At 55.8% G+C, this 12,684-nt stretch carries 6 protein-coding genes and 1 tRNA gene; 2 read left to right on the top strand and 5 right to left on the bottom strand.

Annotated elements, in window-relative coordinates; genetic code table 11:
* Positions 1 to 4 precede the first annotated feature (4 nt).
* The 3 genes from I6L34_RS03925 to I6L34_RS03915 form a co-directional block, all read right to left on the bottom strand.
* Positions 5 to 3,067, bottom strand: a complete 3,063-nt coding sequence (locus tag I6L34_RS03925) for an efflux RND transporter permease subunit (protein WP_216955790.1) — start codon at positions 3,065 to 3,067, stop codon at positions 5 to 7.
* Positions 3,068 to 3,234: 167 nt separating this feature from the next.
* Positions 3,235 to 5,574: an acyl-CoA dehydrogenase gene (locus tag I6L34_RS03920; RefSeq protein ID WP_108613965.1), complete on the bottom strand. Its 2,340-nt coding sequence runs from the start codon at positions 5,572 to 5,574 to the stop codon at positions 3,235 to 3,237.
* Between the two features lie 48 nt (positions 5,575 to 5,622).
* Positions 5,623 to 6,276 (bottom strand): TetR/AcrR family transcriptional regulator, encoded by a 654-nt coding sequence (locus tag I6L34_RS03915; RefSeq protein WP_005334507.1) that lies wholly within the window; start codon positions 6,274 to 6,276, stop codon positions 5,623 to 5,625.
* Positions 6,277 to 6,745: 469 nt separating this feature from the next.
* Here I6L34_RS03915 and I6L34_RS03910 point away from each other — a divergent pair, with 469 nt between their 5' ends.
* Complete coding sequence (locus I6L34_RS03910) at positions 6,746 to 7,486, top strand: phosphatase (protein WP_216955786.1); 741 nt, start codon at positions 6,746 to 6,748, stop codon at positions 7,484 to 7,486.
* An 89-nt stretch (positions 7,487 to 7,575) separates the two neighbouring features.
* A tRNA-Thr gene (locus I6L34_RS03905) sits at positions 7,576 to 7,651 on the top strand.
* A 528-nt stretch (positions 7,652 to 8,179) separates the two neighbouring features.
* On the opposite strand, the gene I6L34_RS03900 is transcribed toward I6L34_RS03905, so the two are convergent.
* A complete protein-coding gene (locus I6L34_RS03900) occupies positions 8,180 to 11,032 on the bottom strand; it encodes a DEAD/DEAH box helicase (RefSeq protein ID WP_216955783.1) in 2,853 nt (950 codons plus the stop codon).
* Positions 11,033 to 11,041: 9 nt separating this feature from the next.
* Positions 11,042 to 12,676: a site-specific DNA-methyltransferase gene (locus tag I6L34_RS03895; RefSeq protein ID WP_216955780.1), complete on the bottom strand. Its 1,635-nt coding sequence runs from the start codon at positions 12,674 to 12,676 to the stop codon at positions 11,042 to 11,044.
* Between the last annotated feature and the right edge of the window lie 8 nt (positions 12,677 to 12,684).

Below are 12,684 nucleotides of genomic sequence, written 5' to 3'. Positions count from 1 at the left end.
TTGCTCAGGCCCGCTGGCGCAGGGGTTGTGGGATCGCCACCTGCTCCCCGAGACGCAGGAAGGCAGGCAACAGGATCAGGGTAAACAGGGTGCTGCAACTCATGCCGCCGACAATGACGGTGGCGAGCCCGCGGTAAATTTCGCTCCCCTCGCTCGGGCTCAGCATTAGCGGCAGCATGCCGAAGATGCTGGTGAGACTGGTCATGGCGATGGGACGCATCCGGCTTTGCAGGGCATCGGCCACCGCCAGCTGACGGCTCATGCCGTCCCGCTCGGCGGTGCGGGTCTGATGCACCAGCAGGATGGCGTTGTTGACCACCAGTCCCAGCAGGATGACAAAGCCGATGATGGTGAGCAGATCCATCGGCAGCGGCACCAGCAGCCCGCTCAGTTGCAGCGCCAGAACGCCGCCAACCGAGGCTAGGGGCAGGGTGAGCAACACCAGCAGGGCATCCTTGATGGAGGCAAACACCCCCCACAGCAGCACCAGCAGGATCACTACGGCGAACAGGAAGATGGTCCCCAGATTGTCGAGCGCCTGTTGCAGGCTGTCGGCGTTGCCGGCAATGCGCAGCTCGCCACCGGCGGGCAGCAGGGGGCGGATGGCGGCAAAACTGCGGTTTTTCAGGGTGTCGATCACCTGCTCCATGGTCATGCCCGCCGGAGGCGCTATCTGCAGGATGATGCTGCGCCGCCCATCGGCCCGGAAGATGCTGGCCGGGCCCATGTCGTGCTCCACCCGTAGCAGCTCGCCAAGGGGAACGATGCGCCCGGAGGGGGTGGCCAGCGGCACTGCCTTCAGTTCGTCCGGATTGGCGGAGCTCTGCCCCATCAGCATGATGTCGAGCCGATCCTCGCCGTCGAAATACTCGCCAACCCGCAAGCCGTCGCCAAAGGTCTGGATGATGGTGGGCAGGGGCGTGCGATCCCAACCCACTTCGGCGAGACGCCGATCTTGCGGCACCAGTTTGAGCTCGGGGGCGGTGAAGTCGAGACTCGGTTCGGGCCGGATCTGTGCTCCCGGCAGGTCCTTGCTGAGGATCCCCATGCTGGCACGGGCCGCCTGATAGAGCTCGGGCAGGTTGCCTCCCTGCAGCAGCAGGGAGACGCCGTTCTCGCTGTCAAAGCCGCCAAACAGCGACCCCTGACCGCCGAACACCCGGGTGTCGGGAATACCCACCAGCAGCTGTTTCATCAACAGGCTCTCCAGCTCCTTGATGCGGGTCTCGTCCTTGGGGCGCACGCCAATCTGGGCGCCCCCCGGGTAGCGCAAGATGTAGTAGTTCTTGAGGGCAGGCTCTTTCTCCCCCTTCATGTAGGGGGCGAGGCGGGTGATCAGGGTATCGATCACCTCTTCGCGCTGGGCCTTGAGGTTGACCCCGGGGGTGAAGTTCATCCAGACATCCACCGCGTCCCGTTTCACGTCCGGCAGATAGTCCATCTTGGGCAGCAGCGCCCAAGTGGCCAGTGCCGGCAGACTCATCATCAGGGTGATGACCGTCCAGCGCTGGCGTGAGGTCGAGGTCCAGCGGATCACATGACGAGTGGTGCGCTGCCACAGCGATTCATAGGGATCGGTCAGCGTTTCACGCCCCATCCAGCGCGCCGCCACCGCAGGCAGCACGATGACGGCGACCAGCATGGAGACTGTCACGGCGCAGGCGATGGTGAGCGCCAGATCGGCAAACAGCTGACCCTCCACATCGTTGAGCAGCAGCACCGGCAGGAAGATAGCAACCGTGGTGAGGGTGGAGGCGACCAGCGCCGTCCACACCTGACGGGTGCCTTCGAGCGCCGCCTCCGCCTTGCTCAAATCCCCCCGCTCGTGGCGCCGGTAGATACTCTCCAGCACCACGATGGCGGCGTCGAGCACCATGCCGACGGCAAAGGCGATGCCCGCCAGCGAGATGATGTTGAGGGTGCGATCCATCACCTTGAGCAGGCAGAAGGTGAGCATGATGCTGATGGGGATGGCGAGGGCAATCATCAGGGTCGCCTTGAGCTGGCGCAGGAAGAGCCAGAGGATGGCGCAAGAGAGCAACACCCCGAGCCCCAGGTTGGCGGTGACCATGCTGACGGCGCGATTGATGTAGAGGGAGGCATCGAACGACTGCTCCATGTGCAGACCTACCGGCTCCAGCACCTCGCGGTTGAGCTCGTTCACCCGAGCCTTGATCGCCTCAAGGGATGCCAGGGCATTGGCACCGCTCTCCTTGAAGATCTGGGCGGCGATGGCGGTATTGCCGTTCTGGATCCGCAGCACCGGGTTCTCTTCCCGGGCCACCCTTACTTCTGCTACATCCCGCAGATAGATGGGCAGGCCATCGCGCCAGTCCACCACCTTGTCCCCCAGCGTCTCGACATCATAGCGACCGGCGAAGCGCAGCTTGTACTCCCAGCGACCGATGTCGAGGGTACCGGCCGACACGTCCCAGCCGGTGGTGGCGCGGCTGGCCAGCACCGGGATCTCCACTCCCAGCTCGGCGGCTCGGTAGGGGTCGAAGCGGATCTGGATCTGGCGCTCGTTTATCCCCTCGACTGCGACCGTCGAGACCCCTTCAATGCGCTCCAGCTCGGGTTTGACCCGCGCCTCGATCAGCGCCTGATGATCATCGATCACCCCTTTGGTGCCGGGCAGTTGCTGGATGAAGAAGAAGGTAAGGGTGTCGTTGCTGCTGTAGTTGTTGACGTAGGGGCCGCCAATCTTGTCCGGCAATCCCGAGACCCGGTTCAGCCGCGAAATCACATCGAGTTGGGCCCGCTGCATGTCGGTGCCGAGGGCAAACTCCATGTCGATTTCGGTAAAGCCGGGATAGCTGTTGCTGACAAGGCTCTTGAGCCCCTGCACCCCCTGCATCTCCTGCTCGATGGGGTCGGTGATCTCCGACTCCATCTCCTGGGGCGAGGCTGAACGCCAGCTCACCGAGATGTTGAGGTGTGGACGGTCGATGTCGGGGAACAGCTGGATCGGCAGTCCCCGGATGCTGAGCAGGCCCAGCAGGAAAATCAGCACGATCGAGACCGCCACCCAGATGGGGCGTTCGATCGCCGTTTTGGCGAGGTTCATTCACTCTTCCTGAGTTGTTGTTATCGGCCATTCCGCTGGCCTTGCTTCCAAAGCCCCTGCAACAGGGACTCAAGCATTTAACTGGAATTCTCCCGGCTTGTAAATGCATGGTTAACAAACAAAAAAACCGGCCACGAGGGCCGGTTTGGTACTGGTTTGCCAAGGGATCAGGCGGCGTGCTCGACCTTGTTTGGCTGTTTGTTTGGTTGCTGGGAGAAGCCTTCCAGCTCGCCCGGGGCGAAGTTGTCTACCTGAATGGCTTCGTAGCGCAGGGCATCTGCGGCCAGCAGTTTGTCCGCTTCGTCCTTGCTCAGGATGGAACCGGCCAGTGCGGCGGCAACCAGCTCCGGCAGCGCCAGTTTGCGGGGCAGTTTGCCCTCTTTCTGGGCCTGCACCAGCTTCTTCTCGTAGGGCTGCACAGCGACCATGGCCTGGAAGGCGCGCTCCATCAGGCCGACCGGATCCGCCTCGTCCTTGCCCACGTAGCAGAGGGCGGTCAGACGGTCGCGAAACTCGCCCGGCTTCATCATGGCCAGACAGATGGCGTGGCAGCGATCGTCGGCCGGCATCTTGTAACCGACGCCGAACGGGAACACCACCCGCTTGAGTACGGCACCCACCACCTTGTTCGGGAAGTTCTGGAAAAAGCCCTCGAACGCCTTGCCAATCAGGTAGAGGTTGCGCTCCACCGCGTACTGCACGAACGGCAGATCGGAGACCATGCGGCCCTGATCCTCGTAGTGCTTGAGGGTTGCGGAGGCCAGGTAGAGGTGGCTCAGCACGTCACCCAGACGGGCGGAGATCATCTCCTTGCGCTTGAGATCGCCACCCAGCATCAGCATGGAGACGTCGGCGCACAGGGCCAGCCCTTTACTCATACGGGAGAGCTGTTTGTAGTAGCGAGCGGTTTCACCGGCCACCGGCGCGCTGTTGAACTGGCCCAGAGTCAGCCCCTGGAACAGGGAGCCGAAGAAGTTGCCGGCGCCGAAGGCGATGTGCTTCATCAGCAGGGCGTCAAACTTCTCGAGACCGCGCTCCACGTCGGTGTCGGCCGCCGCTTCCAGCTCGGCAAACACGTACGGGTGGCAGCGGGTAGCTCCTTGCCCGAAGATCATCAGGTTGCGGGTCAGGATGTTGGCCCCTTCCACCGTGATGGCGACCGGAATACCCATGTAGGCGTAGCCGGTGTAGTTTTTCGGGCCCAGCTGGATGGCACGACCGGCGTGGATGTCCATGGAGTCATCCATGATCTGGCGCGCCATTTCGGTCATGTGGTACTTGGAAATCGCGGTGACGATGGCCGGTGCCTGACCCAAGTCCAGCGAGCCGGCGGTCATGCGACGGGCCCCTTCCAGCTGATAGGTGAGGCCGCCGATGCGAGCCAGCGCCTCTTGCACCCCTTCAAACTTGCCGATGGACATGCCGAACTGCTTGCGCACATAGGAGTAGGCGCCCACGGTGCGGCTCGCCATGTGACCGCAAGCGGTGCCAAGGGCAGGCAGCGAGATGCCGCGACCGGCGGAGAGGCACTCCACCAGCATGCGCCAGCCACGACCGGCGTAATCCGGGCCGCCGATGATCCAATCGAGCGGAATGAACACATCCTTGCCGAAGGTCGGGCCGTTCAGAAACGCCAGACCCATGGGGTAGTGGCGATCGCCGACACGCACGCCGGGGTGGCTGGTGGGGATGAGGGCGCAGGTGATGCCGAGCTCTTCCTTGTCACCCAGCAGTTTTTCCGGGTCATAGAGTTTGAACGCCAGCCCCAGTACGGTAGCGCGCGGCGCCAGGGTGATGTAGCGCTTGTTCCAGTTGAGGCGAATACCCAGCACCTCTTCACCCTTGTGCATCCCTTTGCAGACGATTCCCTTGTCAGGAATGGCACCTGCATCGGAGCCCGCCTCCGGCCCGGTCAGGGCGAAGCAGGGCACCTCTTTGCCATTGGCCAGCCCCGGCAGCCAGAAATCTTTCTGGGCCTGGGTGCCGTAGTGCATCAGCAGCTCACCCGGGCCGAGAGAGTTCGGCACCATGACGGTGACAGCCACGCTCAGGCTCTTGGTCGCGATACGGGTGACGATGGTGGAGTTGGCAATCGCCGAGAATTCGCGGCCGCCGTAGGATTTCGGGATGATCAGGGAGAAGAAGCCTTCCTTCTTCAGATAGTCCCACACCGGCTCTGGCAGGTCTTTGGTTTCGTTGACGATCTTGAAGTCATCAACCATGGCGAGCAGGGTTTCGACCTGATTGTCGATAAAGGCCTGCTCCTCTGCGGTCAGCTCGGCCTTGCCGTAGCCGTGCAGTTTTTTCCAGTCGGGGTTGCCGCGAAACAACTCGCCATCCCACCAGACGGAGCCGGCTTCCATGGCCTCCCGCTCGGTAGCTGACAAGGGCGGCAGTATCTTTTTGAAGATGCCGAACACCGGACGGGTTACCACCTTTTTACGGATGGAGGGTACGCCGAGCACAACGGCTATCGCCAGCACCAGCAGGACAAGCAATGTGATCATACCGAAGTTCCTTCTATTTCACTGTTTCCGTTGATTTATTGTTGGTTGTTACACGGCCAGGGAGAGCCTGGTCGACTCCACGGGCGCCCCGACTCCGGACGCCAGATAAGGAATAACGTTGCGCACCAGCCCTTCCACATCGAGCTGCTGGCCAAAGTCGGCCAGGGCGATATCGCGCAGCGCATCGGCAGAGGCCATGGTGAATACGACGGTGCCCAGGGTGAAGTGCAGGCGCCAGAAGAGATCCGCTGGCGACAGGGCCGGATTGGCCTTGGAGATGGCCTGGGTGATCCGCTGCAAAATGGGGCCATAGTGGGCGGTGATAAAGCGGCGCAGGTGGCCCTGGCTGTCGATATAGCCGCGTCCAAGCAGCTGCATGAAGATGGCCGGGCCGTTGGCCCGTACCGCCGATAGCTTCATCAGCGGCTCGACAAAACTTTCAAAGAGTTGCAGCAGGGTCAGCTGCTCCTGCTCCATCAGTACCCGCAGGCGAGCATCGAGATCGGGCATAAACAGGCTCAGATAGCGGTCGAGCACTGCCTGGATCAGCTCCTTCTTGGAGCCGAAGTGATAGTTCACCGACGCCAGATTGACGTCGGCCTCGCTGGTGATCAGACGCAAAGAGGTATCGGCGAATCCCCGCTCGGCAAACAGCACTTCAGCGGCGTCGAGAATACGGTTTTTGGTATCGATTTTACTCACTGGACACCTCACTTAAACGAATGTTTAAAAAGTACGTTTCATAACGTGAAGTGTCAAGAGAATGTGAATGAGTGTTAGCGGAATGTTTTTCGATGAAAAAAGCAAAGTGGGCGGAACTTAGTCAAAAAGCAGGACTCTATATCTATGCCACTGCAATTAAACATTAAGTCTCGCCCAACCTGCACCATGCTAGTTGGGCCTTTTTTTTGCGCGTCTGTTACCGGTTTGCGGTTTGCAGGCAAAAAAAACCGCCGCAGGGCGCGACGGTGGGGAAAGTGAGTTCGCGTCATCCTGACAGCAAACTGTCGATGCGAGTTCAGGCATGTATCGACGGGGGCAGTATGCCAGCCAGAGCCCCTCAGACTATGTCAGCTTCGCGGTATTTTGTGACAAAGTGTGGCAAGCACTGGCGTGGCCCAAGCTGCCGCTCTTTGCTATGCTGCCCTTTCAAAATATGAGGGGAGAGAAGATGAAGTACCCGGTCGATACCCACACTCACACCATTGCCAGCACCCATGCCTACAGCACCATCCACGACTATCTGCCGATAGCCAGGGCCAAGGGGATCAAGCTGTTTGCCACCACGGATCACGGGCCCGAGATGGCCGATGCCCCTCATGTCTGGCACTTTGCCAACTTGCCGATATTGCCAAGAGTGGTGGATGGGGTAGGGATTCTGCGGGGTATCGAGGCCAACATCAAAAACCTGGAGGGGGAGATCGATTTTCCCGAGCGTTACGAGTCGCGTCTGGACATGATCATGGCGGGCTTTCATGAGCAGGTATTCCCTCCCTGCGATCAGGCAACCCACACCCAGGCGATGATCAACGCCATCAAGAGTGGCCGGGTCGACATGATCAGCCACCCGGGCAACCCCTCATTTCCCATCGACATTCAGGCAGTGGTCAAGGCGGCCGCTGACTATCGGGTAGCGCTGGAGATCAACAACTCCTCCTTCATTCATTCCCGTCCGGGGAGCGAAGGCAACTGCCGTGCCATAGTCGAAGCCGCGCGAGATCTGGGGGCCTATCTCACTTTCGGCTCCGATTCCCACGTGGCATTTACTATTGGCGATTTTGACCACTGCCACCGTCTGGTGACCGAAGCGAGCTTCCCGCAAGAGCGGATCCTGGTGCGCTCCCCCCGCGCCCTGCTCGAATTTCTCGAAAGCCGCGGCCGTGCCCATATCCCCGAGTTTGTCGATCTGTAAATCGGGCTCTAACACCATGAGCCAACTCATAAAATCGAGCTGGCTCAATTGACTTGCCGGTCATTTTTTATGAATGTGGAGAGCAACAAGCCGGTATAGCTCAGTTGGTAGAGCAGCGCATTCGTAATGCGAAGGTCAGGAGTTCGATTCCCCTTATCGGCACCATATAAAACAAAGACTTATGGTTATCACATGGCTGACAAATTGTAGATTTTTGTCTTGGGTACCACATGGGGTACCACATTTGGCACGAGGTAGGAACTAACCTTACTCCTGAAAGGTCTTCCTAACGGAGAGTGCCACATTATCTCAATGTATTCCCTTAGTCGGGTAAAGCTGTGTTTATGAAGGAAAGTGTTACAATACTGTGGTGGCTCGTTCGAAGCCCAAAAAACCTTTGGCGGCTAAGACATCAAGGGTGATAAAACATGTTGTTCTCCTACGGCATGAACTAAGCCATAACAACTAAGCTATTGAAAACAAAAGCACTTTCATTTTAATGAAAGTGCTTTTTTAGTTTTGAACCCACACATGTAGAGCTAGGCATCTATGTTGACCACCCCTTTAAGGTCGTACTGATTACTGTCTTTGAGCCATAGCCTCAAGTCCTCCTGATTTTTTGGCCACTCCATAGAACAGCAGAGGGCTAAAAAGCCCTCTGCTGCTGTTTCTGTTTAGCTTTACGAGTCTCGGTTAACTCGTCACCTCATGCTCTTGCATCAAACCCGCAATGCTCCGACCCAACTCGATATCGTCATGGGGGATCAGCAAGTAACGCCATTGCTTGCCAGAATGCTGGCTTGCATGCTCATTAGCGTACTTACACCAACGAACTGCAGCCCGAGCTTTCGCTTGCACATCTGGGGTTGATACCTCGATTGCCTTTTTGGGCTCGATCAGCAAGCAGGAGTCTTTAGTCTCCACCACAAAATCAGGCTCATAGTTCTGCCCATTGGCATATTCGATCCGGAACTGCCCGTGGGCAGGCTTCATCCACTTGAGCACGCTTGCATCCCCTTCGAGGATCTGCGCCAAGCGCCACTCCCCATCGACAGAATCAAACTTTTGGTACGGATAACAGCATTTGCTAAAGCCAGTGAACAGCATCTGGCGAACCCTGCTCTTCTCTCCTGCCTGGATGGGAGAGCGGAAGTCACGAGGCTGTTCGTTATGGGCATAGTTGAAGGTGGCTGGCCGTAATACATCAAACCCTTTAGTAACGTGGCCAATGTAATCGGTTGGTGTCGTCCACATATGCTGTTTCATCTGCACCCAGATAAAGTCTGCCAGTTGCCGCCCCTGTGTTTTGAGCAGAACCTCTACCTCTTCATCATTCAGGTAGGTTTGCAAATGTGCAACCATTTGCCCTGCAAGGCGGTAAAGCAATCCCGCATGCTCGTCATAATCTATTTCGTCATGGTCGAAGAGATAATGAACCAGGTAGTTTTCCAGACGCTCCTCTGACATACCGCTTTGAGCCCAACTGATGGTGCTGGAGCTATTGTCCTGCAAATTTTGCAGCAACATCTCCTGACTACTTGGCCGCATCGCAATGCTGTTTAACCGACCCAACTCAAACTCTGCAAAACCATAGTTCACATCACGGGTCGGCAGGATCACGATCTGGGGAATGTCGATAGTGTGTTCTGCTACTTTTTCAGAAATCTGGCCAACTAACTTCGCAATACTCTTCTCATCCAACTCACGCGGAGCAATTGGAGCAGGGGAAGACATACCGGTCAGCTCTGGTTGAATGGCTGGGCTGGAGATAGGTGGTGATATCTCCTTCATCACCTGCTGAACCTTACGGGTAACGCTTTGTAGCACTTCAGGTGTCATCAACTCTTTGCTGCTTCCAAGACGCTTGGCTTCATCGCTGATGATCCTGACAGTGATCTCGGCAACTTGCCGCTGAGCCTCAGTTGCGAGAACCGGTGGAGGATTACCCGTGTGTATACTGTTGCCCTGGTATGGTGGAGCAAAGCCCTCCTTGACTTGATGGCCCTGACCATCAGTAGGAGTTAGTCCCAGCAGCGTATCGGCCTGCGATGGCACGATCACTTGATTCGGCTTATGTTCCGGGATCCCGTCATCGTCATCATCAGCCCCGATGAAGAGCATTTTCTTGATGATGGAGTCTTCCTGGTTGGAACGGTCAATGATCTCTTGAAACCGGTCATGGGCAATGATCGTCAAACGATCCACGGCCTCGACCCCTGTACGTTTCCCATAGGGCAGGCGCAAACCCCGGCCGATGGTCTGCTCGGTCAGGATCTCAGAAGCAGACGCACGCAGCGGTACTATGGTGTAGAGGTTGGTGACATCCCAGCCTTCTTTGAGCTTGTTAACGTGGATGACAATCTCGGTGTCCTTGTCATGCTCAACTGCCAACAGGCGTTGGGTGTTTTCGTCAGACTCTTGGCCGGTTTGGTTAGAGTGGACGGTAATCACCTTACCCTTATAGGCACCATTGAAGAATTCGCTATCTTCTATACGGGCCTTGATGGCTTCGGCGTGGTTGGTGTCTTGCGCAACCACCAGCATAAAGGGCTTAACCAGTGGCCGATTGGTATTGTTGGCGTAGCTGGCTAGCTCGGTCTTTACGTATTCATGATGATGGATACCATCTTCCAGCTTGATGGTTTCAAGCTGCTGTTCGCTGTAACTACTGGCTTTGAAGTCTTTGCGGGTAGCCACTGCCGGAGTCTTGATGTAACCATCATTGAGGGCTCGGGCAAGCGGATAGTGAAACACGATATTCTTGAAATCTCGTGGCTTAGCCCCAGTGGTTTTCGGCGTTGCCGTCAGCTCTATGCCCAACACAGGCCTAAGGTCGTTGATTGCGGTTGCACCAGAGTCTGCGTAGTAACGGTGGGCCTCGTCCATCAAGACCACCAGATCAGGCAAGTCGGCCAGATAGTTGAAGTAGGAGTCCCCGATATACTCCTGCAGACGGCGTACTTTCGCCTGCTTGGACTTCTCGGCTCCCTTCTTGTTATCCAGAGCATTGATCTTGGAAACATTAAAAATGTTGATATGCGGCGCGGTCTCGGCAGCAAACAAATCTCCCGTGGCACTCATCGTCTGAACCTGATCCAGACGAACGCCACGTCCCTCCTGATAGTCATCACCGGTGATCAATACCGGCGGTGTCTGAGCCAATTCGGGGATGCCTTGGAACACATACTTGGGCGAGCCGGGCAGAAAATCCTGCTTCAGCTTTTCATAGATTGTCAGGTTAGGAGCCAAGACAAAGAAATGCTGGCTACGCCCGGTCAGATAAAGCCATGCAATCATGGCTCCCATCAGGCGAGTCTTACCGACACCGGTTGCCAGAGCAAAGCAGAGCGAAGGAAAATCTCGCTCAAAACTCTTGAATGGCAGCTTCTCGGCTTTGAGGAGATCAATCCAGTGCTGTAAATCAGGCTCTTTCTCCAGCTTCAGCTGTTCTAACAAGCAGCAGAGGATCGCAAGCGATTCACTCTGCGGCTTGCGCAGGGAAAGGCGCGCCCCGATCTGGTTGGCGATAGTGGTCCCGTTGCTCATCTGTTTTCCTTATTCTTCGCTGTCGTCATCAGCCCACTCTTCGTCCTGCTCTTCTGGCAGCACATTAAGGGTGAAGCTGTAGTCATCATGATCCCACTCACATTTATTCAGAATGACTTTGGGGATTTTCTTCAGCGTCAAATTCGGGAAGTCGGCGCCATCCATCATAAACGCCTTACAACAGATCAACAGGGTACGCTCATTCCCCACTTCCTCGCTGATCCGCTTGAGCTGGTCATAGGCCAGTGAACCGGTGGTCACGTAGATATGATCCGTTTCAGTGCTGTAACCATGATTCCAGAACTGGGTTTGGCTTGGTGCATAGGTAAAGCCCATATGCTTGCACACTGCCTCGGCTAGCATCTCGGCGTTATATTCCTTATTGATAACCCAGTTGCCCCAATCATCTTTTTTCAGCAAAGAAGGGGCCAAGCGAAGATATCGGAAACCACCGCCACCTTGCCAGTTAACAGCTTTGGAAATGCCACCTTGATCCTCCCCATCAATCACTTTCTTCAGACGCGGAACGATATGGGTGTGGCAATGTTCACCCAGCTCAACCATGATCCAGCGACGGCCCATTTTGTGCGCAACTGCACCAGTAGTGCCTGAACCACCGAAAGAATCTAAGACTAAGTCTCCTAAATTAGAGCTCAGTTCAATAATTTTCGATATTAGCTTCTCTGGTTTGGGCGTAGAGAAAAGATCATTGCTATCTAAATTCAGCGCTTTCTGCTCTCGACGAGCCTCATCATTGTGACCAAAATTTGAGTAATCCCACCACGTGGTCGCAGGTACACTATCTGCAACCTCACTAAGAAAACGCTTCAATCTAGGGACATTGTTCCCACTTTCACCAAACCAAATTCTATTGTCAGCTATCAACTCCAATAATTTTTCATGATTATACCTCCAACTTGTGCCTGAAGGTGGCATGTGTGATTTGCCGGTCATCGGCGATACGATGGGATATATAGCGTAATCTCTAGCTTCATTGCGTTGCAAAGGGCCAGAAGTCCATGGACCTCGAGGATCATTATCCTGGTTTTTATATCTACTATCTTGCTCCGCTGTACGAGCAAAACGATTCAATTTAAATTTACTTATATTTTTTGCATATACAAGTAAATTATCGTGAGAACTGGAAAAGAACTCAGAGTCGCTTTTTACTGCATATTTCTTTTGCCAACAAATAGATGAAACATAGTTTTTTCTACCAAAAATGTCATCACAAATGACTTTTAGGTAATGAGCCTCATTATCATCAATGGTAATCCAAATTGAACCATCTTCACTCATGAGCATGCGTAATAGCTCTAGGCGATCTCGCATCATTGAAAGCCACATGGAGTGCTCAAGTCCATCATCGTAATGAGTAAATGCACTGCCAGTGTTATAGGGCGGGTCAATAAAGATACACTTCACCTTGCCTGCGTATTGCTGCTCCAGCGCTTTAAGCGCCAACAGATTATCACCATGGATTAACAGGTTGTCATTGAAAGCACAACCGTCATCACTCTCACTGTTCGTAGTGATTGATGGGGCCTGATAAGAAAGGCCCTTATCTTCCAGAAGAATACGCGGCTCAAGGCGTGGTCGTTTATCCTTGCCAATCCAGGTAAGCTCAAGTTTTTGTTTATTCATTGTGATTC

Origin of the sequence: Aeromonas sp. FDAARGOS 1404, assembly GCF_019047085.1 — a bacterium.
Classification (GTDB): Bacteria; Pseudomonadota; Gammaproteobacteria; order Enterobacterales; family Aeromonadaceae; genus Aeromonas; species Aeromonas veronii.
The sequence above is the reverse complement of the archived record's forward strand: the minus strand, read 5'-3'. Positions and strand labels throughout refer to the sequence as shown.